The sequence below is a fragment of the Archangium sp. genome, from assembly GCF_057119385.1.
Map to the genome: position 1 here is coordinate 1 of NZ_DBNGVP010000037.1, position 26,874 is coordinate 26,874.

17 protein-coding genes are annotated in these 26,874 nt (G+C 71.9%); 3 read left to right on the forward strand and 14 right to left on the reverse strand.

Annotated features, from left to right (window positions below):
• Positions 1–120: 120 nt before the first annotated feature.
• Positions 121–1,311, reverse strand: coding sequence for a hypothetical protein (locus tag AC16DP_RS09275; protein WP_329731765.1), 1,191 nt, complete (start codon positions 1,309–1,311; stop codon positions 121–123).
• A gap of 424 nt (positions 1,312–1,735) precedes the next feature.
• Between AC16DP_RS09275 and AC16DP_RS09280 the strand changes: the two genes are divergently transcribed.
• Positions 1,736–2,620: a hypothetical protein gene (locus AC16DP_RS09280; RefSeq protein ID WP_329731766.1), complete on the forward strand. Its 885-nt coding sequence runs from the start codon at positions 1,736–1,738 to the stop codon at positions 2,618–2,620.
• Between the two features lie 88 nt (positions 2,621–2,708).
• Here the strand turns inward: AC16DP_RS09280 and AC16DP_RS09285 are convergent, their stop codons facing one another.
• From AC16DP_RS09285 to AC16DP_RS09335, 11 genes are all read right to left on the reverse strand, one after another.
• Positions 2,709–4,463 carry an acyl-CoA dehydrogenase family protein gene (locus tag AC16DP_RS09285; RefSeq protein WP_329731767.1) on the reverse strand — a complete coding sequence of 585 codons (1,755 nt, stop codon included), beginning with the start codon at positions 4,461–4,463 and terminating at the stop codon, positions 2,709–2,711.
• Complete coding sequence (locus tag AC16DP_RS09290) at positions 4,460–5,245, reverse strand: thioesterase II family protein (RefSeq protein WP_329731768.1); 786 nt, start codon at positions 5,243–5,245, stop codon at positions 4,460–4,462. The genes AC16DP_RS09285 and AC16DP_RS09290 overlap by 4 nt, the downstream gene beginning before the upstream one ends.
• Before the next feature lie 2 nt (positions 5,246–5,247).
• The gene (locus tag AC16DP_RS09295) at positions 5,248–6,534 is read right to left on the reverse strand and encodes an MFS transporter (RefSeq protein WP_329731769.1); all 1,287 of its coding nucleotides are present in this window, start codon (positions 6,532–6,534) and stop codon (positions 5,248–5,250) included.
• On the reverse strand, positions 6,531–6,734 hold the full coding sequence (locus AC16DP_RS09300) for an MbtH family protein (protein WP_329731770.1): 204 nt from the start codon (positions 6,732–6,734) through the stop codon (positions 6,531–6,533). Before AC16DP_RS09300 ends, AC16DP_RS09295 begins: the two co-directional genes overlap by 4 nt.
• A gap of 72 nt (positions 6,735–6,806) precedes the next feature.
• Positions 6,807–9,881, reverse strand: a complete 3,075-nt coding sequence (locus AC16DP_RS09305) for a type I polyketide synthase (RefSeq protein ID WP_329731771.1) — start codon at positions 9,879–9,881, stop codon at positions 6,807–6,809.
• Positions 9,878–14,974 (reverse strand): non-ribosomal peptide synthetase, encoded by a 5,097-nt coding sequence (locus tag AC16DP_RS09310; RefSeq protein WP_329731772.1) that lies wholly within the window; start codon positions 14,972–14,974, stop codon positions 9,878–9,880. Before AC16DP_RS09310 ends, AC16DP_RS09305 begins: the two co-directional genes overlap by 4 nt.
• 441 nt (positions 14,975–15,415) lie before the next feature.
• The gene (locus AC16DP_RS09315) at positions 15,416–15,967 is read right to left on the reverse strand and encodes a peroxiredoxin (protein WP_329731773.1); all 552 of its coding nucleotides are present in this window, start codon (positions 15,965–15,967) and stop codon (positions 15,416–15,418) included.
• Between the two features lie 45 nt (positions 15,968–16,012).
• Positions 16,013–17,293, reverse strand: coding sequence for an amidohydrolase family protein (locus AC16DP_RS09320; RefSeq protein WP_329731774.1), 1,281 nt, complete (start codon positions 17,291–17,293; stop codon positions 16,013–16,015).
• Between the two features lie 71 nt (positions 17,294–17,364).
• Positions 17,365–17,820, reverse strand: a complete 456-nt coding sequence (locus tag AC16DP_RS09325) for a hypothetical protein (RefSeq protein ID WP_329731775.1) — start codon at positions 17,818–17,820, stop codon at positions 17,365–17,367.
• Positions 17,821–17,838: 18 nt separating this feature from the next.
• Positions 17,839–18,399: a hypothetical protein gene (locus tag AC16DP_RS09330; RefSeq protein ID WP_329731776.1), complete on the reverse strand. Its 561-nt coding sequence runs from the start codon at positions 18,397–18,399 to the stop codon at positions 17,839–17,841.
• Positions 18,400–18,668: 269 nt separating this feature from the next.
• On the reverse strand, positions 18,669–19,346 hold the full coding sequence (locus AC16DP_RS09335; protein ID WP_329731777.1) for a hypothetical protein: 678 nt from the start codon (positions 19,344–19,346) through the stop codon (positions 18,669–18,671).
• A gap of 251 nt (positions 19,347–19,597) precedes the next feature.
• Between AC16DP_RS09335 and AC16DP_RS09340 the strand changes: the two genes are divergently transcribed.
• Positions 19,598–20,656 carry a CE1 family esterase gene (locus tag AC16DP_RS09340; RefSeq protein ID WP_329731778.1) on the forward strand — a complete coding sequence of 353 codons (1,059 nt, stop codon included), beginning with the start codon at positions 19,598–19,600 and terminating at the stop codon, positions 20,654–20,656.
• Positions 20,657–20,773: 117 nt separating this feature from the next.
• Positions 20,774–21,940 (forward strand): polymer-forming cytoskeletal protein, encoded by a 1,167-nt coding sequence (locus tag AC16DP_RS09345; RefSeq protein WP_329731779.1) that lies wholly within the window; start codon positions 20,774–20,776, stop codon positions 21,938–21,940.
• Positions 21,941–21,975: 35 nt separating this feature from the next.
• Here the strand turns inward: AC16DP_RS09345 and AC16DP_RS09350 are convergent, their stop codons facing one another.
• Positions 21,976–25,950, reverse strand: a complete 3,975-nt coding sequence (locus AC16DP_RS09350) for a DEAD/DEAH box helicase (protein WP_329731780.1) — start codon at positions 25,948–25,950, stop codon at positions 21,976–21,978.
• A 213-nt stretch (positions 25,951–26,163) separates the two neighbouring features.
• Entirely contained in the window at positions 26,164–26,781 is a 618-nt protein-coding gene (locus AC16DP_RS09355; protein WP_329731781.1) for a glutathione S-transferase family protein, read from the reverse strand.
• Positions 26,782–26,874: the final 93 nt, after the last annotated feature.

The window sequence follows — 26,874 nt, forward strand, 5'->3', positions numbered from 1 at the left end:
AGGCGAAAGGTGGAGGAGATGCGGCGGTCGTCTCCTCATCCACCCAACTTATCCGGTCTCTTCCTCCACCCAACCTACCCTGTGGTCTCGACTATGTTGAAAAACTTGTCGGACAGTCCACTAGGGCCCGGCGGGCTTCGCGACCTCGGACCCGCCGCTCCGGCCTTCTCGCGCGCGCTGCCGCTCGAGCCATGCCTTGTACTCCGCCGACTCCAGGAAGGCCCTGGTCTCCGGCCCCTCCTGGAGCCGCACCCGCACCTGACTCCCTCCGGCCTCGCGCTCCATGTCCTCGAGCAGGCGCACCGCGCCCGCGTGGTCCGCCTCCCCGAGGGCCAGGCTCAGCAACTCCACACGGGGCTCCCACAGCGTCGGGTCCTCCTCGAGGGCCTTCTGGAAGGAGCGCTTCGCCCCCTCCAGGTCGTCCTGCCCCGACTTCACCTGGCCCCGCAGGTAGGCCAGGTACGGGTCCGCCACCCTCCTGTCGAGCCGGTCGATCGCCTCCATCATCACCGCACTCTCGCCGCGCAGCAGCGGGTTGTCCAGCGCATACAGGTCCAGCAGCGGATCCCCGGGGAAGGCCTTCTCGAAGGCCAGCAGCCCCAGCGCGTACTCCGCCTCGTCCAGCGACGCGAGCGCTTCCAGGCGCTTGAGTTGCACGAACCTCGCCCCGCGCATCCGCGGCGGAAGCCGGTCCATCTCCGCCACGGCCTCGCGCGCCTGGTTCGCTCCGAGCAGGCGCTCGATGCGCCGCCACCGCAGCAGCTGCTCCACCCATTGCCGCTCCACGCCGCGCAGCCTCCGGGTGAGGCACTGCCCGCGTTCGGCCGCGGCCAGCAGGTACACCCGCCACATCGACTCGCTGATGCGCTCTCCCTCCAGGTAGGGGTAGAGGTCGACCAGGACGGCCTCGTTCCGGGCATTGCGGCCCAATTCGAGCTCGAGGTAGCTCAACCCGGCGTCGGACAGGACGCGCAGGAGCGCGATGGGCGTACGCCCCCGCATGTGCACCTGGAGCAGCCGGACCCGAAGGCCCCGCCCTCCCGCGCCCAACAACCGGCGGCCCAGGGGCCAGCCGTCCTTGCGCACCTCGCCGGCCAACGCCGCCAGGAAGGTGCTCGAGACTGGCAGGCCCCGCGTCACCCGCTGGAGGAACTGCTCTCCATCGAGCCGCGCATCCAGGGCGGCCTCGTCGCCGTCACGCAGCGCGGCTTCCACCTCCCGGGCCAATGACACGAAGGCCGGGTCGACGGGGGAGGACATGGCGGGGGGAGACGCGGGCGCGGCGAGCAACAGCCAGAGCAGGGGGAGCATGCGCCCCCGTCTATCACGGATGATGACTCGCGAGGTAGCCCGGACGACTTGACTCCCGGAGTCACGGGACCGCGGGCTCGGAAGGACCTCGCAAGCCCTACGCGGCGCGCGTCACTCCTGATACGCAGGGTGTTTCGATGCCACCTGGACCACTGGGAGGGAATGATGCCGCGAAGGCTGCTGCTACTGGTTCCGCTGCTCGTGCTGGAGACGGGTTGTCCGCATGCCTGGGGGCGCGGGGGAACCATCGACGAAGCCCTGGCCAAGGACATGCGAGAGTACCTGTCGAATCGGGGCTGCACGCTCGAGGAGGAGGCGTGGTGGGAGCAATGCGGCGAGGATTTCTGGAGCAGACCGGACCTCGAGCAGCAAGACTGTCCGCGGCAGTGTCGGCCTCCCAGGCAGAGGCAATGAGGGTGGGCGGATGAATTGGCGCAAGTTTCTCCCGGGCATCGGCATCCTCCTGCTGCCGCTGCCCCTGCTGGGGCTCGTCTACCTCGCCATGTCCCACCCCGGCGCGCGGCCCTCCCCGCCCACGGGACACCACGTCGTGCCCATGCTTTCACCGCAGGTGCGTCAGGGCCTTCGTACCTACGAGCAGGACTGCCGCACGGATGCGGATTGCGAGTCGCAGCTCCGCTGCTTCCACAACCCGCGGACGGGACGCCAGTACTGCACGGACAGCACGTGCGGGACCGACGAGGATTGTCCGGAGGACTTCGCCTGCCGGACCCTGCGAGCCCGCAACAAGGAGGACTTCATCCGCGTCTGCTCGCTGCAAGGCAGCCGCAAGGAGGGCGAACTCTGCGAGGTGCATCCCGCCCTTCTCGTGGACGGGTGTGAGAAGGGCCTCATCTGCTCGGGTTTCTGTGGCCGGCCCTGCCGTCTGGAGGAGCCCTCCAGTTGTCCCGAGGGGTACGTCTGCAAGGAGGGGGACCACGCCCCCTCTTGCGTGCCCACCTGCGAGGGGCGCGCCTGCCCCGTGGGCCAGCGGTGCGTGTCCCTGCTGGGAGGGCATGGCTCCGTCTGCATGACGGTCCTCGGCCAGGACTGCGAGCTGAATCCCTGTCCCCAGGGCACGTCCTGCACCCGGAGTACCTACCCGACGACCCCGGGACAAATCTGGATGCAGTGTCTGCGCCGATGTGGCCGGAGTACACCGCCCTGCCCCGAGGACTCGGCCTGCTTCTTGTTCCAGTGCCGCAAGGCGTGCAATCCAGAGGGACCGCCGGTCTGTGAGCCGGGCTTCGCGTGTGGGCGCCAACCCGGCCAGCCGTGGGCGTGCCTGCCGAGCACACGAGCCGAGTAGGCCCCCCACCCCGTCCCTCTCCTGGAGGAGAGGGCGAGACAATGGCCACCGTGTCCCCGGACCGCGGCTCCACTCCGCCCGGCAGGGCTCAGGCGCCCGTGCCCTGGCCCCGGTCCACGTCGCTCAACAGCAAGTCGAGCCCGTCTCCCGCCAGCCAGGCTCCGCTCGCCCGGGCGAAGTCCGGCTCCGCCTCGGCGTTGACCTGCTGCCAGAGGTCCGCCAGGCGGTAGCGCGCGGACGTGCAGTAGACATCCGCCAGTTCCCCCACGTGAGGCTGGCCTCGCGCGGTCAGCGCGGCGGCGCGCGCCAGGGTGACGGACATGGTGAACAGCTCGTTGGCCACCTGGTTGAGCAGGATGAGGGTCCGCTCGCGCGCGTAGAGCACTCCCACGTCCGGGTAGCGGCGTGACAGCTCCAGGCACTCGAGGCCCAACCGGCGCACCTCATGGGCCACGGCCTGGCGGTGCTCGAGGTTGCGGCCTGACAGGTGCTTGTCCTCCGGAAGCGGCGCGGGCGGGGCCTCGAGCTCCGCGGCCTGCGCGGCCGACGGGTAGTAGAGCGTGAAGAGCCCCTCCCGGGCGGCCTTGTGGTCCACGAGGAAGTCCACGCCCCCCGCGATGCGGAAGGCCCGGGCGTCCCGCACGGCCCGCTCCATGGGAATGGGGGGGGCCCCCCGCGAGGCCTTGCTCACCGCCGTCTCGTAGCCCTCGGCGGCCAGCAGCGACATGGTCCGGTCCGCCAGCCGCGCACAGGTGAGCGAGGCGATGTTCTTGGCCGCCACCTGCTCGAACCAGCGCAGCGGCAGGTTCGCGCCATCCGCTCCCGCCAGGCTCCACTGGGCCAGGCTGTCCAGAGCGAACACCTCCGCCGCGGTACTGGCCACCATGCGCTGGATTTCATCGTAGTCCCCGAGCGGCCGGCCGTTGTTGCGGCGCCGGTTGACGAACTCGCGCGACCAGCGCAGGCAGTGCTTGGCCGTCGCCAGGGACGCGGTGACGATGGTGTACATGCGGCCCAGGGCGCTGATGGGCTCCAACAGCGGCGTGTCCCGCCAGTGCCCCTCCGCCATCCGCAACATCTGCTCCCGGGGCACCCGCACGTCGTCGAAACCCAGCGCGGCGATGGGAAAGCCCCTCAGCCCCATCAGCTGGTGCTCCCTCCGCACCCGGAAGCCGGGGCTGGCCGTCTCCACGAAGAAGAGGCTGACGAACTCCCTGCCGCCCTCGCAGACGGTGGCGCTGACGATCAGCAGGTCCGCGATGGAGCCATTGCCGATGTAGACCTTCTCCCCCTTGAGCAGATAGGCCTTCCCATCCGCGGTGGGCGTGGCCAGGGTGGACAGCCGCCGCGAGGCGGCCCCCGTGGGCTCGGTGTCGGCCCAGCCGGAGATGGCGCCCTGGGCGATGCGGCCATGGACGTACTCCCGGAGCGGCCCGGCGGGAATGGCGTTGACGATGGCGCCCGCGCCCAGGCCGTTGTGGAGCGCCAGCGTGTAGCCCACCGGCAGGCACCAGCTCATGGCCATCTCGATGACCCGGAAGGCGTTGAGCGAGGACAGGCCCCGGCCACCCACCGCCGGGTCCATCTGCAGCTTGAAGTAGCCCGCCCCCCGCAGGGAGTTGAGCAGGCCCGGAGGCAGCCGGCCCTCGCGCTCCACCTGGGCCGGATCCACGTGCTCCTTCAGGAACCGCTGGATCTCGAGCACCAGGGCGTCGCCGAGCCGCTGCTCCTCCGGGCTCTGCTCGGGGAAGGGCTGGAGGAGGTCCCAGCGGAACCTCCCGCCGAAGAGTTGTCCCAGGAAGCCCTCGCGGCTCCGGGCGGCGGGTTGCAGGGGCTGGCTCATGGATGGAGGTCCTTTGGAGAAGAGGTGTGGGAAGGCCGCAGGGTTGCGTCGAGCAGGCGCAGCAGCGTGTCCCGCTGCTGCGGTGCCCGCAGGTAGAAGTGGCCACCGGGGAGCAGGTGGACGCGGAACGTGCCCCGGGTGTGGCGGCGCCAGGGCTCCAGCGCGTCCGGGCCCAGGTCATCTTGCGTGCCGCCCGTGATGACCATCTCGCAGTCCAGGGGCTCGCCGTCCTGGTAGCGGTAGGACTCGACGAGCGCGAGGTCCGCGCGCAGGGGCGGCAGCAGCAGCTCGCGCAGCTCGGCGTCCTCGCGGATCTCCGCGGCCATGTCTCCGTACATGCGCTCGAGCGCGTCCAGCAGTGGCGCCTCTCCAAGGTGGCTGGTGGGCTGCGTCCGGGAGGGCAGCTGCGGGGCGGGGTAGGCAGACAGGAACAGCCAGGCCGGTGGCGCACGGCCCAGGTCGCGCAACCGCCGGGCCGTCTCGAAGGCCACCAGCGCCCCCAGGCTGTGTCCGAAGAAGGCGAAGGGCGGCCCGAGGGCCAGCGCGTCCACCAGCGCGTCCGCCAGTGCGTCCACCAGCACGCTCACCCGCGTCAAGGGCGGCTCCTCCGTCCGCGCGCCCCGGCCGGGCAGTTGCACCCCCCACACCTCGACGTTCTCGAGCAGGTCCGCCCAGCGCAGGTACTCGCCCGCGGAGCCGCCGCTGTGGGGGAAGCAGAACAGGCGCACACGGGCGTCCGGGCGCCGCAGGCGGCAGGCCAACCAGGGTGAAGTCCGGGTCATCGTCATCTCGTGGAAGCGAGCGCCGGCTGCGGCGGCTCGTGGAGGGTGGCCAGGGGGGAGAACACCAGCGGCAGGCTCGACAGCAGGCTGCCCACGCCGGCGATGAGCAGCGTGGGCTTCAGCCCGAGCGAGCCGCCCAGCAGGCCGCCGAGGAAGGCGCCCGCGGGAATCGTTCCCCAGATGAGGAAGCGCACCGTGGCGTTCATGCGGCCCTGGAGTGACGCGGGGGTGAGCTGCTGGCGCAGGCTGATCTGGTTGACGTTGAACAGGGCGACCCCGAAGCCCGCGAGCGCGAGCGCCCCCGCGAGCACCCCCACCGCCGTGGCCTCGGTGGCCAGCGGCAGCATCAACACGGCCAGGCCCGGCAGGAAGGAGGCACCGGCGAGTGTCGGGCCCAGCCCCCAGCGCCGCACCAACCGGTGGTTGAGCACCGTCCCGAGCAGCGCGCCCGCGTTGGCCACCGCGAGCACGGCGCCGAAGGCGGGGGCGGACAGGCGCATCTCCCGCACCGCGTACAGCGGCAGGATGGCCTTCACCATGCCGAACATGTCGAAGAGGTTCGCGCAGGCCATGCACAGCACCAGCGGGCGCAGGAGGGGATGGCCCAGCACGTAGCCCAGCCCCTCCTTCATCTCCTGGCGCATGGGGGGCCGCTGCTTCGCGCGCCCCTCGGGCACGGCCTCCTGGCGCCGCACCCGCAGGAGCATCAGCGCCGACACCAGGAAGCTCGCCGCGTCGATGAGGATGGCCACGGGCGCGCTCACGGCCTTGACGAGCAGTCCGCCCAGACTCGGGCCCGCGAGCTGGGCCGTCGAGTACGCCATCTGCAGCTTCGTGTTGCCCTCGATGATCTGCTCCCGCTCCACCAGCGCGGGAAGGAAGGCGTGGTGGGCGATGTCGGCGAAGACGGTGAGCACGCCGTTGAGGAAGACGATGGGATAGAGCACCCCCAGCGACAGCACGTCCAGGGCATACGCCAGGGGGATGCCCAGCAGGAACAGGGCCCGCCCGAAGTCGGCGGCGATGAGGATGGGCCGCCGGGGCAGCCGGTCCACCCATACACCCGCCGGCAGGCCGATGAGCAGGAAGGGCAGGTAGCCCAGCGCGGTGAGGATGCCCACCTGCAGCGGGGTGGCCTCCAACAGGAGGATGGCCGTCAGCGGCAGCGCGATGAACGTCACCTGCGAGCCGGCGAGGCTGAGCGCATACGCGCCCCAGAGCTTGACGAAGTCGCCGTGGCGCCAGAGCGAGCCGCTCCGCGCCACGGCCGGTGGGGAAGACGGACTCATGCCCGGGTCTGCTCGCGCAGGCTCCTGGGGCGCATGTCCGTCCACACCCGCTGGATGTGGGCCAGGCAGTCGCGCTTCGGGCCGGTGACGCCCACCGCGCGCCAGCCCGCCGGCAGGGGCCGGTCACTGGGCCAGATGGAGTACTGCGCTTCCTCGTTGCACACGACGTCGTAGCTGCGCTGCGTGTCCTCTTCGAACATGGGGATGGACCTTGGGGTGTCAGGGCCGCCAGGGCGGCCGATGGAAAGGGATGGGAGGCGCGCTCGTACCGCTCACGCCGGGTGACGGAGGGCCGGGCGAGCCGCGGAGGGCGGCAGCTCGTGCGGCGGGGACGGGACGGCCACGGACAGCTCCTCCTCGAGGAAGCGGGTCAGCCGGGCGGCGGTGGGGGCACGGAAGATGGACTTCACCCGGAGCTCGGCCGGGACATGCGGACGCAGCCGTGTGATGAGCTGCGCCGCCATCAACGAGTCTCCTCCCCGCTCGAAGAAGTTGTCGTGGGGGCCCACCTGGGCCAGCCCCAGCACTTCCGCGAAGGCGTGGGCGATGCGGCGCTCCAGGTCGTTGCGGAACACGGGGGCCTCCGGCGCGCTGGCCGGGAGCGCCACGTCCCGCCGGGCCTCGCCGGTTGCGTCCGCCCGCGAGGCGCTCGGGGCCGGAGCCTCCGCCACCGGGGCGGACACCTCCGGTGCCTCGACCAGGTAGCGCCGCCGCTCGAAGGGGTAGGCCGGGAGCGGAACCCGGTGGGGCCGCGCGCCCGCGTGCAGGCCCTGCCAGGACAAGGGCGTACCCGCCACCCACAGGCGTCCGGCCGCGATGAGCGCGCTGACCAGGTCGGACGTCGGGTCCGAGGCGTGGGGCAGCGTGGACAGCGTGAGGTGCGTGCCCGAGCCGGGGTGCTGGCGCGCCAGCGTCACCAGGGTGCGGCCCGGCCCCACCTCCAGCAGGAGGCTGTCCGGGCCGGACAGCAGGGTGGACAGCGCGTCGTTGAAGCGCACGGTGTGGCGCAGGTGCGCGGCCCAGTACGCCGGGTCCGTCGCCTGCTGCGCGGACACCTCGGCGCCGGTGAGATCCGAAATCCACCGCAGCTTCGGGGGATGCCGCTCGACACGCTGGACGCACGCGGTGAACGCGGCCAGCGCCGGCTCGATGAAGTGCGAGTGCCCGGCGCCCGGAATGCGCAGGATGCGGGCCTCCACGCCCCGCGCCACCAGCCGCGCCTGGAGGGCTTCTATCTCCGCCACCGAGCCGGACAGCGTGCACTGGGCGGGCCCGTTCACGGCCGCCAGGGACAGCTGCGCGTGCAGCAGCGGCACCAGCTCGGACTCGGGCAGTGGCACGGCCAGCATGGCGCCCGCCGGCAGGCTCGCGAGCAGCCGCGAGCGCTCCAGCACCAGCGTCAGGGCGTCCCGCAGGGAGAACACGCCAGCCACCGTGGCCGCGGCGTACGCCCCCAGGCTGTGGCCCACCACCGAGGCCGGCTTCACCCCCCAGCGCTTCCACAACTGCGCCACCGCGTACTCGATGACGAAGAGGGACAGCTGGCCGATGACGAACTCCCCCATCCTCGTGGAGGCCGTCCGCACCGCATCGGCGTCCGCCAGGTCCGGGTGCAGCACCGTGCGCAGATCCAACCCCAGCCGCGGCGTCACGTACGCACAGGCCTCGTCCACGGCCTCGCGGAAGGCCGGCTGGGTGGCATACAGCTCCCGCCCCATGCCGACATGCTGGCCGCCGTGGCCGGGGAACATGAAGACCACCGGGCGTTCCCGGGCCTCCTCGTCCCCGGTGCCACCCGCCGCCTGCTCGTTCTCCTCCAGCGCGCGGCACACCCCGGCGGCGTCCCCGCCCACGGCGAAACGCCGGTAGGCGTGCGCCTGGCGGCCCACCTGGAGCGTCCAGGCCACGTCGGCCAGGGGGACGTCCGGGGAGGTGCGCAGGTGCTCGCCCAGCCGGGCCACCGCCCGGTCCCGTGCGGTGCGGCTCCGGGCCGACACCACCAGCAGCTGGGGCGTGGAGGCGCGCTCGTCCACCGCGGCCTCGGGCGCCTGCTCCAGGACCACGTGGGCGTTGGTGCCACCAATGCCCAGCGAGCTGACACCGGCCCGCCGCGGGTGCCCACCGGTGTCCCACTCCCGCAGCACCGTGTTCACCCGGAACGGGCCCTGGGCGAAGTCGATCTCCGGGTTCGGCTTCTCGAAGTGGAGGCTGGGCGGCAGCTTGCGGTGCTCCAGCGCCAGCACCGTCTTGATGAAGCCCGCCACGCCCGCCGCCGCGTCGGTGTGGCCGATGTTCGTCTTCACCGAGCCAATCCAGCAGGCGTGGCTCGAGCCCGTGCCGAACGCCTTCGTCAGCGCCGCCAGCTCGATGGGATCTCCCAGCCGCGTCCCGGTGCCGTGGGCCTCGATGTAGGTGATGGACTCCGGGTCCACCCCGGCCACGCGCTGCGCGTTCTGGATGACGTGGGCCTGGCCCTCCACGCTGGGGGCGGTGAAGCCCATCTTCCCGGCGGCGTCGTTGTTGATGGCCGAGCCGAGGATGACGGCGCGGATGTGGTCCCCATCCTCGAGCGCGTCCGCGAGGCGCTTGAGGACGACGAGCCCCACGCCATTGCTGCCCACGGTGCCCTGCGCGCCCGCGTCGAACGCGCGGCAGCGGCCGTCCGGGGACAGGGGGCCGCCCTCGCTGTAGTGGCCCAGGCGCACCGGTGCGTGTACGCAGGCGCCTCCGGCCAGCGCGATGTCACAGTCGCCCGCGAGCAGCGCCTGCGCGGCCAGGTGGATGGCGACGAGCGACGTCGAGCAGCCCGTCTGCACGGTGACGGCGGGGCCGCGCAGCCCCAGCTTGTAGGCCACGCGGCTGGTGAGGAAGTCCACCCCCGTGGCCAGCCTCATCTGCCAGTCACTGGCCCCGGCCAGCTGCTCGCGCCGGGCGCGCAGCGCGGACAGGTACGACGTCTCGCTCCCACCGCCGTAGACGCCAATGGCGCCGCGGTAGCGCACCGGATCATACCCCGCGTCCTCCAGCGCCTCGCGCGCGCACTCCAGGAACACCCGGTGCTGCGGGTCCAGCATGAGGGCCTCCAGCGGGGAGCAGCCGAAGGCCTCCGCGTCGAAGCCGTCCGCGTCCGCCACCATGCCGAAGGCGGGCACCTGCTGGCCCACGGCGCTCGGCTCCGGCGGCGGCGCGCCCGGGCGCCCGTCCGGGCCGAAGAAGGTGATGGACTCCACGCCCTGGACCAGGTTGGCCCAGAACTCGGCGGCGTTGGAGGCCCCGGGAAACCGGCAGGCCAGCCCCACCACCGCCAGGTGCGCGGAGCGGTCCTCCATCTCGTGGGGGGAGCTCATTCCGCGTCCTCCCGCGTGGCATCCGCCGCCAGCCGGCCCCGGCGCCCCTGCAGGCGCGAGCGCCCGCTGCGCTGCTGCTCCTGCCGCTGCGCCTGGGCGGCGGCCACCTCCTGCGCGCCCCCGTCCTCGCCCTGGAGGTAGCGGGCCAGCGTCCGCACCGTGGGGAACTCGAACAGCTTCACCATGGGCACCTCATGGCCCAGGCTCTTGAGCGCGTGCTGCACCCGCGCCAGCAGGAGCGAGTGGCCGCCCAGGTCGAAGAAGTTGTCCTCGGCCCCCACCTGCTCCAGCCGCAGCGTCTCGCGCCAGATGCCGGCCAGCTCGTGCTCCAGCTCGTTGGCCAGTGGCACCTGGGCCACCCGCGGCGCGGGCACCGGCTCGGGCAGTGCCCGCTCATCCACCTTGCCGGAGTGCGTGAGCGGCAGGGCCGGCAACACCACGTAGGCGGAGGGAATCATGTAGGCCGGCAGCTCGTGCGACAGGTGCTGGCGCAGCTGGGCCGGAGTCGGCACGGCCATGTCGGCCTTCGGGACGAGGTAGCCCACCAGCCGCGGCTCCCCGCCCGCCTCACTCCGGGCACTGACGTGGGCCTCGGACAGGCCGGGGTGCGTGCGCAGCAGCGCGGCGATCTCCGCCGGCTCCACCCGGAAGCCGCGAATCTTCACCTGTGCGTCGGCGCGGCCCAGGAACTCGAGCGTGCCGTCGGGCAGGTGGCGCACCAGGTCCCCGGTGCGGTACAGGCGCGCTCCGGGACGCGGCGAGAACGGGTCCGGCACGAAGCGGTCCGCCGTCAGGTCCGGGCGGCCCAGGTAGCCGCGCGCCAGGCCGGCGCCGCCGAGGTACAGCTCGCCCCCGACGCCCACGGGCACCGGCTGAAGCTCGCCGTCCAGCACGTACGCGGTGGTGCCGGAGATGGGCTGGCCAATCGTGGGCAGCGCCTCGCCGTGGCCCACCGGCTCCACCAGGCCGGAGGTGGCCGTCACCGTGGTCTCGGTGGGGCCGTACTGGTTGAACAGGCGCCAGGGCGTCCCGGGGGCGGGCCGGGTGTGGAGCCGGTCTCCCCCCGCGAGCACCGTGCGCAACACGCACGTCTCGGGCCACGGCAGCGCCAGCAGCCGCTCGGCGAGCGCCGTGGGCAGGTCCGTGAAGGTGATGTGCTCGGCCAGCAGCCACGACTGCAACCGCTCCGGGGACAGGCGGATGTCCTGCCCCGGCACGTGCAGCGAGGCGCCCACCGACAGCGCGGGCCAGATCTCCGCGGCCGACGGGTCGAACGCGGGGGAGTACAGCAGCGTGGCGCGGGTGCCCGCGTCCAGCCCGAAGGCGCCGCGCTGCCAGGCGACGAGGTTGGCCAGCGCGCGGTGCTCCACCATGACGCCCTTGGGCCGGCCCGTGGAGCCGGAGGTGTACATGACGTAGGCCAGGTGGCCGGGCCGCACGTCGCCGGGCGGGGACGAGCCCGGCGTGCCCGGGGCGTGTACGTCCTCGATGCGCACGTGCTCCAGCGTGGCGGGGAGCCGCCCGGTGAGCGACCCGTGGGTCACCACCTGGCGGGCCCCGGCGTCGGCGAGAATGAAGGCGAGCCGCTCCGCGGGATGGTCCGCGTCCAGGGGCAGGAAGGCGGCCCCGGCCAGCAACACGCCCAGCTGCGCCGTCACCAGGTCGGCGCCGCGTGGCAGGCAGACGCCGACGACGGTGTCGGTGCCCGCGCCCTGCTGGCGCAGCCGCCCGGCCAGCCGCCTCGCGCGGCGCACCAGCTCCGCGTAGGTGAGGCTGCCCGCCTCGTCACACACGGCCAGCGCCTCGGGCGTGCGCGCGGCCTGCGCCAGCACCTGCTCATGCACCAGCGCGTCCGGGGCCGGCACGCGGGCAGGGGCATTGAAGTCCACCAGGAGCGCCTGGCGCTCCGTGTCGCTCAGCAGCGGCAGGCGCGACACCGCCATGCCGGGACTGGCCACCGCGGCCTCCAGCAGCCGCATGAACTGGGTGGACATCCGCTCCATCGTCGAGCGGTCGAACAGGTCGCGGTTGTACTCCCAGATGAGCGAGATGCGGCCGTCGCCGCGCGACGCGTCCCCCAGGTGCCGCCCGGCGTGGGGGATGGCGACGACGTCCAGGTCCACCTTCGACGAGCCGTTGCCGCGCTCGAAGATGGTGCACGAGGCCTCGCCCAGCCGCGGGCTGAGCACGGCCGAGTCGTGGAAGCTGAACATGGCCTGGATGAGCGGGTTGCGGCTGGGGTCGCGCTTCACGCCCAGGGCCTCGACCAGCTTGACGAAGGGATAGGTCTGGTTCTCCGCCGCCCCGGCGGTGATGTCGCGGACCTGGCGCACCAGGGCCCGGAAGGACGGCTCCCCGGATACGTCGCAGCGCAGGACGACGGCGTTGACGAACATGCCGATGACGTCGTCGAGCTGCCGCGGGCCGCGGGCGGCGAACGCCGAGCCGATGCACAGGTCGCGCTCTCCCGTGTGCCGGTAGAGCAGCGTGGCGAACGCGGCGAACAGGGTGTTGAAGAGGGTGACACCCTCCTGCTGGCAGAAGACACGCAGGGCCTCGGGCAGGGCCGGGGGCAGCTCCAGCCGGAGCAGGTCCCCGTTGAAGGTCTGCACGGGAGGCCGCGGATGATCCGCGCGCAGCGGCAGGACCTCGGGCGCCCCGGCCAGCCGCTCGCGCCAGTAGCCGAGCTGGGCCTTCATGGCCGGCGAGTCCAGCGCCGTGCGCTGCCAGACGGCGAAGTCGCTGTACTGCACCGGCAGCTCGGGCAGCGGCGACGGCTCTCCACGCAGGTAGGCGTTGTAGAGCGTGTCCAGCTCCCGCATCAGCACGGCGAAGGACCAGCCGTCATGGACGACGTGGTGCTCGACGAGGACGAGCTCGTACTCGTCCGGGGCCAGCCGCAGGGCGCTCCAGCGGGCCAGCGGCAGCTCGAAGAGGGAGATGGGGCGGCGCAGCTCGTGGCGGATGGCCTCGTCGCGCCGGCGCTCCCGCTCCCCGGCGGGCACGCCGCTCAGGTCGAGCAGCGGCACCTGGACCGGCTCCGCCGGGCGGATGACCTGCCACGGCCGGCCATCGACCTCCTCGTAGGTCGTCCGCAGCAGCTCGTGGCGCCGGGTGATCTCCGTCAGGGCCCGCTCCAGCACCGCCACGTCCAGCGCGCCCAGCACGCGAATCGTCGTCTGCGCCTGGTAGGAGATGCTGTCGGGGGACAGCTTCTGGAGGAACCAGACCTGCTCCTGCTGGACGGTGAGCGGCGCCCGCTCCCGGCTGGCGTCGCGGACCAGCGGCGGCAGCGTGTTCCGGGCGGGGTCGGCCCGCCGGGCCGCCAGCAACTGCGCGAGCTGGGCGATGCACGGGTGGGCGAAGAGCTCGCGCACCGAGACGCCCAGGCCCAGCTCGTCCGCGATGCGGGTGGTGAGCTGCGTGGCGATCAGCGAGTGGCCACCCAGCTCGAAGAAGTCGTCGTGGATGCCCACCCGCTCCAGCCGCAGCACCTGCCGCCACACCCCGGTGAGCCCGCGCTCCAGCTGCGTGCGCGGCGCCACGTACTCACGGCTCCGCGTCACGTGGACGGTGGGCACGGGGAGCGCCCGGACATCCACCTTGCCGTTGGGGGTGACGGGCAGCGCGTCCATCACCACGAACGTCCGGGGCATCATGGCCTCGGGGAGCCAGTCGCGCAGGTGCGTGCGCAGCTGCTCCGTGCCAGGCACGGCGAGCAGATCCTTCGGGGCGAACCACGCCACGAAGAAGGTGTCCTGAAGGCCGGTGCTGGACTCGGCGGACCCGGTCGTCTGAGCCAGGACGTGCGCGGCCCCCACATGCGGGTGCGCCATCAGGGCGGCGGCAATCTCCCCGGGCTCGATGCGGATGCCGCGCACCTTCACCTGCTGGTCCGAGCGGCCGCGGAACTCCACCGCGCCCCCGGGCAGCCAGCAGCCGAGGTCCCCGGTGCGGTACAGGCGCTCGCCCCCCACGCGCGAATGGGGGTTGGGGATGAAGCGGTCCGCGGTGAGGTCCGCCGCGCCCACGTAGCCACGGGCCAGGCCCAGGCCGCCGATGTAGATTTCACCCGTCTCCCCGGCCTTCACGGGCCGCAGCTCCGCGTCGAGGATGTGGACCTCGGCTCCGTCGATGGGCCGGCCGATGGAGGGCATGCGCTCGTGCGCCGGTGCCTGTCCCACCGCGGGCACGATGTCCGAGGTGGAGTAGATGGTGCACTCGGCGGGGCCGTAGCCATTGACCAGCTGGAACGGCAGCCCGGGCCGCGGGTGCGCATGCAGCCGGTCTCCCCCCGTGAGCAGCAGGCGCAGGGGGCACGCCGCCGGCCAGTCGAGCCGCAGCACCAGCTCCGCCAGCGGGGTGGGCAGGAAGACGAAGGTGATGCCCTGGGCCAGCATCCACTCCTGCAGCCTGCCAGGCGACAGGCGCACGTCCTCGTCCGGCAGTTCCAGGCGCACGCCCGAGGCCAGCGAGGGCAGGATGGCCATGACGGCCGCGTCGAAGCTCAGCGAGGCGACCAGCCCGGCGCGATCCGCGGGCGACAACCCGAACGTGCCGCAGTGATACGCCGTGAAGGCGGACAGGGCGCGGTGGCTGACCATCACCCCCTTGGGGCGGCCGGTGGAGCCCGATGTATAGATGACGTAGGCGAGGTGCTCCGGCAGGACGGGGACGCCCGGATTGCCAGCCGGGGCTCCGGCGAGCTCCATCCCCGAGGCCGAGAGGACACGCACCCCTTCCAGCCCCAGCCGCTCCACGGCCGGCCCGGCGCCAATGACAGACGTCACTCCCGCCGCCGTCACCATGTGCCGCAGGCGCGCGGGCGGGGTGGCCGGATCCAACGGCAGGTAGGCCGCGCCCGCCTTGAGGATGCCCAGGATGGCCACGACGAATTCCATGCCGCGCGGCAGGCAGATGCCGATGATGGCATCCGACCGCGCTCCTTCGGCGATCAGCCGATGCGCCAGCCGGTTGGCGCGCTCATTGAGCGCGCCATAGCTGAGCGACTCGCCCGCGTGGCTCAACGCGACATGAGAGGGCAATTCGGCGGCACGCCGCTCGATGAGGTGGTGGATGGGGGGGGGCAGCAAGGTTCCTCCAGCCCGCATGCCCATTGGCTGGGCGCAGGTCTTCCCGGCATGGCCGGATTGACGGGTTTTGCTCAAAAATTGCGGCTGGATATACGTTTCTGAATCTTCCCTGTCAAAACAATCATCATATTGGAGAAGACATACATCAGCCCGCGAGGCACACCTCAGACGTCACAGCACCGCGACACAGCACCGCGACACAGCACAATGACGGTGCACTGACATTGCGATGACGGTGCACTGACACTGCAATGACGGTGCACTGGCACTGCGCTCTTGCTGTCTTCTTGGAAAAATCCACGAGACGAGGGACCGGCAGTACCGCTCGGAGAGAGCGCCTCGGCTCGGAGAGAGGGGATTCACGGAGGTGAATCGAACCCTCTCCCAGGGACCCGGAGGGGCCGGAACCCGGGGGCTCCGGCACCCTCACCCCGTCCCTCGCTACTTCTTGCCTGGCTCCGCGGCCTTGCCGGCTTCCTTCACCGCCGCGCCGGCCTCCGCCTTCGGCTTGCGGAGCGGACAGGACACGATCGCCCCGTTCGGATCGATGGCGTCCTTGCCGGACTCCACCTTGAGCACCTTGCGGTCCTCGCCAATCACGAACGTGTACCGGTTCGCCAGCTTCAACACCGGCGTCTTCACGTCATACAGCTCCGTCAGCTTCGCTTCTGGATCTGGAATGAACGGGAAGGGCGCCTTCAACGACTCCTTGAACTCCGCCAACGTCTTCTTGTCATCGGTACTGACGGCCAGGACCTGGCCGTGGAGCTTCTCGACTTCCGCGTAACGGTCGCGGTACGCCGAGAGCTCGCGGGTTCAACCCCCTGTGAAGGCCTTGGGGAAGAAGGCCAGGATGACCGGGCCCTGCTTCACCATCTCCGACAGCGTGTACGACTTGCCGGCGGTGTCCTCCACCGTGAAGTCCGGCGCGACGTCCCCGGCTTGGGGGGAGGCTCCCGCGAGGAAGCCCGCTACGAGCGTGGGTATGAGCATGCCCCGAGTTAACGGCTTCGCCGTTTGCGGCGCAACCCGGGCCCTCTACTTCTCGCTCATCCGCGCCCACACCGCCGCGGCCGCCTCGCGCGCCTGCTCCGCCACCACCGAGGGGTTCACCGACAGGGGCCGGCGCGCCCACACCCGCCACACCCCGTCCACCATCACCGACTCGACGTGGCGCGAGCCCAGGCCGAACACCACGTGCCAGGCCAGGTTCTCCGCCGTCAGCGGGGTGGCCGGCAGGTAGTCCATGATGAGCAGGTCCGCCACCGCGCCCTCGCGCATCTGCCCCACCTGCAGCCCGAAGGTCTGCGAGGCCAGGCGCTGCCCGTTGGCCAGGTAGCGCAGCACGTCGATGGGCTGCCCCGCGTCGCGCGAGCGCAGCCACGCCGCCTGGGCCTCGGCGAACATGTCCGCGCTCACGCTGTCGGCGCCCAGCGTCGCCCGGTGGCCGAACTTCAACGCCGGGGCGTAACCCACCTCGGCCTCCATGTTCGAGCGCGGCGTGTGCGCCAGCCACGCGCCCGTGGGCAACAACTGCGCCAGCTCGGGCCACGCCAGGTGCCCCACGTGCGCCAGCAGCGCCCGCGGCGACAGCAGCCCGCCGTCCACCAGCCGCATCACCGGCGAGGAGCCATAGCGCTCCACCGAGAGCTTCTCGTCCAGCGGGTCCTCCGCCAGCGGCACGTGCAGCCCCGCGCTGGTGCTCTTCACGGCCTCGGCGATGCCCTCCAGGCCCTCCTTGCTCACGGTGAAGAGCGGCGCCGCGCCCACCTGTCCCCGGAGCCGCCCGCGCGCCTTGCGCGTGAAGGCCACCGTCTCCTCCAGGCCCTCCTCGCGCCCCAGCGCCCCGCGCCGGTCCGTCACCGCGTAGGCGAGCACCCCGCGCATGCCCACCTCGTGCAGCCCGCGCCCCACCCGCAGCAGCGAGCCCTGCACCGCCTTGGGCGAGGAGTGCAGATCGAAGAGCGTGGTGGTGCCGCACTGGAGGGCCTCGAGGCCCCCGGCGGTCGCGGCCACCTGCACCGCGTCCAGGTCCAGCGCGTCCTCGTAGCGCCAGCGCACCTTCTCGAGCAGTTCCTCGTAGCCGTCCAGCTTGGGCCGGGGCATGCCGCGCCCGAGGCTGGCGGAGAGGCGCTGGTGTGCGCTCACCAGGCCCGGGAAGACGAGCTTGCCCGAGAGCGTGAGGACCTCGTCCTCCGGGGCGGCCTGCAGCTCGGGGCCCCGGGCCACGATGCGCTCGCCCTCGATGCGCAGGTCCACCCGCTCGACACACGCGGGTTCGAGCTCGACGACGATGCCACCTTTCAGGAGCGTGCCCACCCGTCCCTCCGGTTGTCCGAAACCGTGTTACGTCAGCGCGCCCCGCCCCCGGACGCCGACCGGGCGGTAGGTTAGCACTCCGAACGCGTCATGGCGCGCCACAGCAGGAAAAGAACCACCCCCCCACGGAGGGTCCACAACGCGGTGCGCAACAGGTTCGTCACGACGAGCCGCCGCCAGACATCCGGCTGGAAGCCCGTGCGGAGGGACTCGTGCAGGGGCACCTGGAGGAAGAAGGTGGACAGCCACAGGGCCGCCACCAGGGCGAGGCCCACCCAGGGCACCACGGGATTCACCCCGGGTGGGGGGTGGAGCGCCAGCCAGACGGCCGTGACGAGCTCCAGCACCATGGGAGGGCCGACGACCCAGGCGGTGAGGACACCGTGGGCGGCGGCGTAGGGGACGAAGCCGTCCGTGCCCACCCGGGCGAACAGGGGGTAGTGCACCACCTGGACGAACCAGATGAGCCCCACCATGAAGAGCGTGGCCGCCGCGTGGGCGAGCAGGATGAACGGAGTGCTGAGCATGGGCATCCGCGTCACCTTCTAGTGGAGGCCGAGCTCGTGCTCCCAGTCATACAGCTTCTCGAGCAGATCCGCCGTGCACGCACCGGACACACGCTCGAATGCCGCAGAGTCGAGCGCGGCGAGGCGCTCGCGCTGGAAGGAGGGATCGGCCACGACATGGCGGTGCTTCAGGTTGCGGGCATACGAGAGGGCACGAGGCATCTGCCGGAGAATGGCTTCGAGGCTGTCCTCCCGCGTCGCTCGCGCCATGCGCTCCGCGGCCGTCTTCAGGCGTGCATGCACCGAGGTTCCACCCTCCGGGTACCACGCATCCATTGCCCAGCCACAGGAGGCCACCATCAGTTCCTCCAGGGTGAGCGCGGCCCCCAGGGTCTTGAAGAGGTAGCGCGCGGACTGGAGCGGCTCCCAGAAACGCAGAACGGCCTGGAGGCGCAGTGCCGAGAGCTCCGCGCTCCTCGGCGCATCCTGTGACGTCGCGAAGTACAACGCCCCCCAGGCCGTCTCACGAAAGAATGCCTCGTAGGCATCCCTCACGGGAAATGGGTCCTGCCATTCTGGGGCTTCGGACAAGGCGAGCATGACCTCCGACACCATGTACAGCCGCCAGACCGGTCGCTCGTGTTGAAAGTCGGCCACTCCGTGGGTCAGGACCACTTCGCTGGAAGCCACCCCTATCATCTGACATGGAGCGGGAAAGGAGCCGTCCTTCCGGTACTGCTCTCCACACCGCAGCCCCTCCGTCTTCGTCTTCTGGCAGACCGAAGGATAGAGCCCATGCAGAAAAGACGGCAGTTGCAGCGAAGACCTCTGTTCGGACGGCATGAGGTGCCTCCTAGCAAAGCGGGTCGTCATTGAGGAAGGGCCGCGGCAGCGGGCACCCGCACAGGGGGCGTGGCAGGTATGGGCCGCGCGGGAAAAGGGACAAGCTGTCCACCGCCCTGCGCCGGAGGCCGCTGGGCTCCCCCCGAATCCACGTTCATCCGACCGAAAATCGCCCCCGAGAAGAAGCCCGTCGCGGCGTTGCCCACGACCTCGATGACGATGCCAACGGCTCCGCTGAAGGTGGCGAGCCGTTCGCGTCGGTTGAGCATATCCTCCACTGCCTGGCCCACCCACGCTCCGTATTGCCGCAACTCCTGCTCCGTCAGTTCCACCCACTGCCCGGCCTCATAGGCCGCTGCCTCGGACTCGAATCGTTGCTGACTACGGGTCCACCGATACTGGACCACTCCTGGTTCGGTGGTCTGCCACTCCAGGCGCCAGATGTATTGTCCCCGTGCGAAACGAATCAGGATCTCCCCGCTGAACCCCGTGCCACCTGTAAAGGGTCTGCCGACCCGTAGCGCCCGATTCAATGCTGCCAGGTAGGTCTGTGCCTCCTGGCGGCCTTCCTGAAGGCCCTGAGCATTCCAGGGTTTGATCTCGAAGAGGCTCCGGTTGGAGGCATCGGCGATATCAGGGCGTAGAATGTGCTCGCCCGGGAGCAGACGGGATGTGTCCCCGATCCTCCAGATGACGGCACTCACGGGCATCTCCCGCTCCGCTCACCCGGACAAGCCACGGAGTCAGGAGGCAGTAGAAGACGAGGAGCGTGGGAAGACCATGCCCTCCCAGGTGAGGTCCCACCCACTCCGACCCGAGGGCAGGCCTCTTCCAACGGGACGACATCTCCAGCGTCGAATGCCCGGACCGGAGCGTTCACTGCCGGCCCGATACCCGGAGAAGGCGAAGCCACGTGCTGCCGACCGCGCACCGGTGCCTTAGTGCTGAGGGCGCCATGACCATTCGCCCTTCCCTGCTGAACATCCTCGGCGCCGCCGCGCTGCTGTCCATGACGGCCTGCACCGGCCGCTCCGCGGGCCCCGAGCCCGAGCCCCCTCCCCAGGTCCCGGACTACGGCCCCCCCGCGGCCCCCGCCCCGGCGCCCCTTCCCGAACGCACCTCCTGCAGCGGCCTCACCGTGGGCCCCGGTACCTACAACTGGAGCCTCACCCACGAGGGACGCACCCGCTTCTTCCACGTCCACGTCCCCCAGAACTACGACGCGACCCGGCCCACGCCCGCCGTGCTCTCCTTCCATGGCTACGCCTCCAACGAGCAGGAGCAGGAGGACCTGAGCCAGATGTCCCAACAGGCCGAGGCCCGGGGCTTCATCGCGGTGTATCCCCGCGGGCTGAACCAGAACGAGATCGCCGGCACCAACGACCCCCAATCCGAGGACACGCGCAGCTGGAACGCGGGCATCTGCTGCGGCCCGGCGCAGATGGCCACCCCGCGCGTGGACGACGTGGCCTTCGTGGACGCGATGCTCGCGGACCTCGACACGCGCGTGTGTCTGGACACCCAACGCATCTACGCGACCGGCCTGTCCAATGGCGGCTTCTTCTCCTACCGGCTCGCCTGCGAGCGCGCGGGGCAGATCGCCGCCATCGCCCCCATCGCCGGCATGGCGGGCTTCGAGCCCTGCTCACCCGTGCGCCCGGTCTCCGTGATGCACTTCCACGGCACCGATGACCAGGTCATCCGCTACGAGGGCGGCACCCTCCCCTTCCTCGGCGGACCCTACCGCTCCGCGCAGGACTCGGTGGCGCGCTGGGCCAGCCTCGACGTCTGTCTCGACGGCGCCATCCCCACCTACGACCAGGGCGACAGCACCTGCAGCACCCTCACCCACTGCGGCCAGGGCACCGCCGTCACGCTCTGCACCGTGCAGGGCGGGGGCCACACCTGGCCCGGGGGCCTCATTCCGCCCGAGGCCGGCCTCGGCAACACCACGCAGGACCTCGACGCCACCGGGCAGATGTGGCTCTTCTTCCAGGCCCATCCGCGGCCCTGAGCGAAGGCCCGCGCTCCGGGGGGCCTGCGGCGGAAGGCATGGCCGCTCGTGCCTTGCCCTGTCGACGGGGAGCCTCCAGCGTTGGACATGGACCGTCACACGCGGGAGGGCTGCATCATGTCCACGAACGCCGAGCGGCACCGGAATCCCTGGCTCCCCTGGCTCCCCTCCCTGCTGGTGCTCTGGGCCCTGGTGCCCGGCCTGGCCCGGGCCGCCGAGTTCCGCAGCGGTGACGTGGTGCAGGTGGGCCCCCAGGAGGTCATCGACGAGGACCTCTATGCCTTCGGCCGCGTCGTGAACATCCAGGGCACCGTCCGGGGCGACGTCATCGCCATGGGAAGAGAGGTGGACATCTCCGGCACCGTCGAGGGGGATGTGATGTCCGCCGCCTCGGTCAACCGGATCTCCACCCCGGTGCGCGGCAGCCTGCGGGCCGCGGGCGGCGAGCTCTCCGTGAGCGGGCCCGTGGGCGAGGACGCCATGCTGGCCGCCGGCAACCTGAGCCTCACCCCCGAGGCCCGGGTGGGGAAGGATCTCTATCTCCTCTCGGGCGATGCGCGGCTCTACGCCCCCGTCCAGGGCGAGCTGCGCGCCGCCGCGGGGACGCTCACGCTGGCGGCCCCGGTGGGCCAGGACGCGCACGCCGAGGTGGGCACGCTGCGGCTCACCGACGGGGCCCGCGTCGGCGGGAACCTGAGCTACCGCAGTGACAAGGACGCACAGCTCGCCTCGGGCGCCGTCGTGTCGGGCACGGTGGAGCATCTCGCCCCCCGGCAGGAGAAGGGCGGGGGACCGGCCATGGGCCTCTACCTCTGGCTGCGCTCGCTGGTGGGGCTGTTCGCGCTGGGGCTGCTGTTCTCCCTGCTCACGCCCCGCTTCGCGCACCGGGTGACGGCCATGCTGCGCCAGCGGCCCCTGCCGAGCCTGGGCCTGGGGGCCGCCTTCTTCGTGAGCGTCCCGTTCCTCGCCGGCCTCGTCTTCCTCGTGGGCCTGCTGCTCGGCGGTTGGTGGATCGGCCTCTTCATCCTGGCCCTCTATGGCTTCGCCATCGCCCTGTCCTTCCCGGTGGTGGGCCTGTTCCTCGGCCGGTGGCTGCTCGAGCGCTTCCACAAGACGGGGGCCCACCTCGCCGTGGCGCTGCTGCTGGGCCTGGTGCTGCTGACGCTGGTGGGGCGCGTGCCGATACTGGGCGGACTCGTCGCCCTGGCCACCATCCTCTTCGGACTGGGGGCGCTGCTCCTCGGCGTATTGAGGGGCCGCGAGCCGGCCGGGGCTCCGGTGTGAGCGAGCCGGGGCGCGCCCTCATCCTCCTGCCAGACTCACCCCGGTGACAGGTCCCGCTCCGCCGCGCCTCGCTGCGCCCGGGCCGGCCGCGCCGCGAGCACGTCTCCGGCGGAGGCCTCCCCCTCGGCCCCGTAGCGCAGCAGGCCGAGCAGCTGCTCGGTGGAGAGCGCCGCCGCCCCGTCCGCCTCGGACAGCAGGCTGTTGGCCAGGTCCCGCTTCTCCTCGTGCAGCGCGAGGATGGCCTCCTCGATGGTGCCCTCGGAGATGAGGCGCATCACCGTGACGGGCTTCGTCTGGCCGATGCGGTGCGCCCGGTCCGTGGCCTGGTCCTCCACCGCCGGGTTCCACCACGGATCCAGGTGCAGCACGTGGTCCGCCGCGGTGAGGTTGAGGCCCGTGCCCCCCGCCTTGAGCGAGATGAGGAAGACGTCCCCCTCGCCCCGCTGGAAGGCCGCCACCCGCGTCTCCCGCTCGGCCGCGGGCGTCTGTCCATCCAGGTACTGCAGCGGCACGCCCCGCCCCTCCAGCGCCTCGCGCACCAGCGCCAGGTGCTTGACGAACTGGCTGAACACGAGCGCCCGCCCGCCCCCGGCGCGCACCGCCTCCACCACCTCCAACAGCCGCTCCAGCTTCGAGGCCGGCAGCGGCGAGTCCCCGTCCACCAGCCTCGGGTGACACGCCGCCAGCCGCAGCCGGGTGAGCGCCGCCAGCACCTCGAAACGCTTCTTCGGGCCCTTCGCGTCCGCCAGCCGCGCCAGCGCCGCCAGCCGCGTGTCCTCGTACAGCCGCCGCTCGCCCTCGGACAGGGTGATGGGCACCACCGTCTCCACGCGGGCGGGCAGCTCGCGCGCCACCTCCGCCTTGGTGCGCCGCAGCAGGAAGGGCCGCACCACCCGCGCCAGCGCCGCGCGCGCTTGGGGGTCCTTCGTCCGCTCGATGGGCCCGGCGAAGCGCGTCCGGAAGGACTCGCGGCTGCCCAGCAGCCCCGGGAAGACGAGCCGGTACAGGCTCCACAGCTCCGACAACCGGTTCTCCACCGGCGTGCCCGAGAGGGCGATGCGCGCCTCGGCCTTCAGGCCCCGCACCGCCCTGGCCCGCGCCGTGTCCGGGTTCTTCACCGCCTGCGCCTCGTCCAGCACCAGCGTGGCGAAGGACACCTCGGAGAAGCGCTCGGCGTCGCGCATCAGCAGCGTGTAGCTCACCACCACCACGTCCCCCGCGCCCAGGCCGGAGAGCAGCTCCTCGCGCTCCGCCTCGCGGTAGCCGTGCAGCTTCAGCGAGGGAGCGAAGCGCGCCGCCTCGCGCATCCAGTTGAAGCACACCGAGGTGGGCGCCACCACCAGCGCCGGGCCGGCCTCCGCGCGGTGCAACAGCAGCGCGAGCGTCTGCAGCGTCTTGCCCAGCCCCATGTCGTCCGCGAGGCACCCGCCCCCACCCCAGGCCGTCAGCCGCGCCATCCAGACGAAGCCCTCGCGCTGGTAGTCGCGCAGCCGGGCCTTCAGGGCCGGGGGCACCGGCACCTTCATCTTCTGGGCCTCGCGGATGCGTGCCGCCAGGTGGCGCCAGTCCGGGGGAGCCTCGACCGTGGCACCCACCTCGGCCAGCGTGTCCAGCATGGGGGCCGCCGCCGCGCTCACCTCCCACTTGCCGTGCGAGGGGTGCGCCAGGTCCGCCAGGGGCGTGAGCTGCTGGCGCAGCGTCTCGGTGAGCCGCATCCAGCGCCCTGGCGCCAGCGCCACGTAGTGCTGCCCGCGCCGCAGTGCATCCAGCAGCAGGGCCAGCTCCACGCGCTCGCCCTCCAACTCCACGCCGCCCCGCACGCCGAACCAGTCGTGCTCCCGGAGCACCTCCACCCTCAGCCCCCGCGCGTCCGGCGAGCGCACCACGCTCCACGGCCGCTCGTCCCACTCCACGCGCAGCGAGGGGCCCGTCAGCGGCTCCAGCCGCTCCAGGAAGCCGAGCGCCGCCTCCGGGCCCTCCAGGAGGAAGTGGCCATGCGTCTCCACCGGCAGCCCCAGCCGCTCCAGCAGCGCGCCCGCCTCGGCGCGCTCGGCCTCCAGGTTCCTCCGCGCCCGCACCCGCTCCGTGCCCCGCAGGCCCCGGACGGCGTCCGCGCCCTCGCCCGGCACCAGCGGGGGCGCCTCGGGCAGGGGCCGCACCAGCAGCCAGCCCTCCAACGACTCCCCTCCCGTGGGCCGCAGGCGCAGCAACAACCCGGGCGTGGCGGGCACCTCGCGCGCCTCCAGGGAGGGGGGAAGGGACACGGGAATGGAGGACTCCACCCCCCCGAGCCGGTGCAGCAGCTCCGCGCGCGACGAGGCGGGCAGGCGCCCTCCGTACTCCACCACCGGCGCCAGCACCGCCAGGGCCTCGGGCGAGGCGGACACCAGCGTCACCCGCGGCAGCTCCGGCTCCACGTACAGCCACGGCAGCGGGGCCCGCCCCGCCATCAACTTCAGCAGGATGCGCATGGACACCGGCTCGCCGCCAAACGTGGGGCGCACCCGCAGCCCTTCCACCGCCTCCGCCCCCTCCTCGAGGGTGAAGCCGAGCTGCGCGGAGCGCACCCGCAGCGGTGTCTCCGGCTTCGCCTCGAACACCAGCCGCGGGTGGTGCTCGAGCAGCTTCAGCGCCTGGACGAGCAACCGCCGGCGATCTCCCGGCTCCTGCATCCTCGACACGAGGCGGCACAGCTCGAAGGCCTCCACCTCCTCGGGGGAGACGAGCGCGGCCCGGGCCTCGGCCTCGTCGCGCGGGACCACCGGCGTTCCCTTGGACAGCCCGCCCCGCTTCAACGGCCGGTGGAGGTAGGGCCGCAGGCGGGGCTCTCCCTGGGCGAAGCCCTCCAGCCGGAAGCGGACCTGGGCGGGGGTGGACGCGGACTCCTGGCGGGCCCGGAGCCCGAGCCCCACCTTGTCCAGGGCGGCCAGCAGGGCCCGGCCAGGCGCCACGATGAGCCGCTCGGCGAGCCGGGCGTTCTCCCCCGCCCGCCGCGAGTCCCCCAGCGCGGCGAGCAGCAGCTCGAGCGCGGTGAGGGCGTGAATGCAACGCGCCGGCCCGAGCACGGCACACGTCGAGCACGAGACGGCGTCCTCCTCCTCCGCCAGGAGCTGGGCCAGGTCCACCCGCACGCACTGCCGCTGGTAGTGCTCCGGGAGATGATGTGCCGCGGAGCGCCCGTAGCCGGACTCGTGGACGTGCGCGACCGGGCGCTCCTCCGGGAAGCGCAGCACCCGCTCGTTGTCGGGCAGGAGGCGGGGAACGGCGTGCTCGCGCACCCGGGCCCGCTCGCGCTGGAGCAGCTGCACGAGGGGCTCGAGCCGCTCATCCGTGGGGGGCGCAAACCCGCGGCGGGTGCGCTCCAGCTCCAGCCCCAGACCCACCCGGTGGGCCTCGAGGCGGGCCCGGAGCCAGGCGGCCCGCTTGAAGAGCTCCCGATCCTTCCCGGACCAGGCCTCGGGCAGCGGCCGGGAGCCGTCCAGGATGGAAGCGACCGGGTACTCCTCCAGGAGGAAGAGCTGGCGGGAGAGGCCGAACCCGCGTGGCAGCAGCGGCTCCAGCTCCGAGACGGGGAGGGAGCGCAGATGGGGGACGTGGTGCGCCTCCAGCCAGCCCGGCACCTCCTCGGGGCTGGGCAGCGGAGCCTCCCCCTGTCCGGGGGGAGCCTCCGCCTCCTGCTCGGGACGGAGGGCGTCGAGGACGGCCAGCCCGAGCGCCACCACGTGCTGGCAGATGACGGCGGACTGGAAGCGGGAGCACGGGCAGTTGCCGAGCAGCCCCTGCTCGTTCGCGGACACCGACACCGGGAGATGGCCGCCCCGGCCGCGGACCTCTCCGTGCAGCACGTCCGTCACGGCGAACCAGGAGAGCACCCGGTCCTTGGCGGCCAGCGCCGCGCCCTGGGCGTAGAGGTCGTCGCCCGCGAGCAGTTGGAGCTGTTCCCGGGTGAGCCAGTGACGCAGCCACTTGCCGGGCAGGGAGGTGGACTTTTGCGGTGATGCGTTCGGCATGACCTCCAAGATAACGTCGAAAAGCGGGGCTGTCCGCGTCCACGTTCTCGGACTGGTGGCCGCCGGGCGTCCGGCCGGGCGAGCCATCCGCTCCAGGCGCGAGGCCTCGGCGAAGTCTGGGAGGAGGAGGTGCCGCGTCCTGGCCGGGAACCAGGACCGGGCGGGTCCGGGGCACCGTGGGGCGCGCCTCCGGACCCGCGCGGGGACGACGAACTAGCCGTTCACCTTCTTCCACGAGGGACGGGTGCTGAGGCGCTGCCACCACGACTTCACGTGCGGACGCTCGGTGATGAGGGTGCCGTGGGGCGTGGCGGAGAGGTACTGCAGGTAGGGCATCCAGGAGATGTCCGCGAGGGTGAACCGGTCGCCCGCGAGGTAGGCCTGGGACATGAGCGCGCGGTCCACCACGTCGAGCGCCTTGGCGGTGCCGTCACGGCCCTTGTTCACCTTGTCCATGTCGGGCTTGCCGCCGCTCATGGGCTTGAAGAACATCTCCATGACGATGGCCATGGCGCTCGAGGAGAAATAGGACTGCTCGACGCTGAGCCACTGCTCCATGCGGCCGAGCGAGGGCAGATCGCTCGGGGTGAGCTTCTCGCCCGGCAGCTTCGCGTCGAGGTAGCGGATGATGGCGCGCGACTCGTACATGGTGAAGCCGTCATCCTCGAAGTAGGGGATGACGCCGAAGGGGTGCTTCGCCACGTACTGGGGCGCCTTGTGCTCGCCCTTCATCAAATCCACCATCACGAACTGGGCCTCGTGGCCCTTCTCCGCGAGCGTGGTGAGCACCTTGCGGGTGCAAGTGCTGTACGGATGACCGTAGACCTTCATGAACGTGCCTCCTGTGGGGGTTGAAGCGGGGCGAAGCTATAAGAAGCCCCCGGGGGTTGCGCCAGCCTTCCATGCCATGGAGCGGAAGCGCAC

What these genes read in the sequence shown, in the direction of transcription:
- AC16DP_RS09275 (WP_329731765.1), bottom strand. Translation starts at nt 1,311, where the DNA reads ATGCTCCCCCTGCTCTGGCTGTTGCTCGCCGCGCCCGCGTCTCCCCCC.
- AC16DP_RS09325 (WP_329731775.1), bottom strand. Translation starts at nt 17,820, where the DNA reads ATGCTCAGCACTCCGTTCATCCTGCTCGCCCACGCGGCGGCCACGCTC.
- AC16DP_RS09290 (WP_329731768.1), bottom strand. Translation starts at nt 5,245, where the DNA reads ATGACCCGGACTTCACCCTGGTTGGCCTGCCGCCTGCGGCGCCCGGAC.
- AC16DP_RS09285 (WP_329731767.1), bottom strand. Translation starts at nt 4,463, where the DNA reads ATGAGCCAGCCCCTGCAACCCGCCGCCCGGAGCCGCGAGGGCTTCCTG.
- AC16DP_RS09350 (WP_329731780.1), bottom strand. Translation starts at nt 25,950, where the DNA reads ATGCCGAACGCATCACCGCAAAAGTCCACCTCCCTGCCCGGCAAGTGG.
- AC16DP_RS09355 (WP_329731781.1), bottom strand. Translation starts at nt 26,781, where the DNA reads ATGAAGGTCTACGGTCATCCGTACAGCACTTGCACCCGCAAGGTGCTC.
- AC16DP_RS09280 (WP_329731766.1), top strand. Translation starts at nt 1,736, where the DNA reads ATGAATTGGCGCAAGTTTCTCCCGGGCATCGGCATCCTCCTGCTGCCG.
- AC16DP_RS09330 (WP_329731776.1), bottom strand. Translation starts at nt 18,399, where the DNA reads ATGCTCGCCTTGTCCGAAGCCCCAGAATGGCAGGACCCATTTCCCGTG.
- AC16DP_RS09340 (WP_329731778.1), top strand. Translation starts at nt 19,598, where the DNA reads ATGACCATTCGCCCTTCCCTGCTGAACATCCTCGGCGCCGCCGCGCTG.
- AC16DP_RS09300 (WP_329731770.1), bottom strand. Translation starts at nt 6,734, where the DNA reads ATGTTCGAAGAGGACACGCAGCGCAGCTACGACGTCGTGTGCAACGAG.
- AC16DP_RS09345 (WP_329731779.1), top strand. Translation starts at nt 20,774, where the DNA reads ATGTCCACGAACGCCGAGCGGCACCGGAATCCCTGGCTCCCCTGGCTC.
- AC16DP_RS09295 (WP_329731769.1), bottom strand. Translation starts at nt 6,534, where the DNA reads ATGAGTCCGTCTTCCCCACCGGCCGTGGCGCGGAGCGGCTCGCTCTGG.
- AC16DP_RS09305 (WP_329731771.1), bottom strand. Translation starts at nt 9,881, where the DNA reads ATGAGCTCCCCCCACGAGATGGAGGACCGCTCCGCGCACCTGGCGGTG.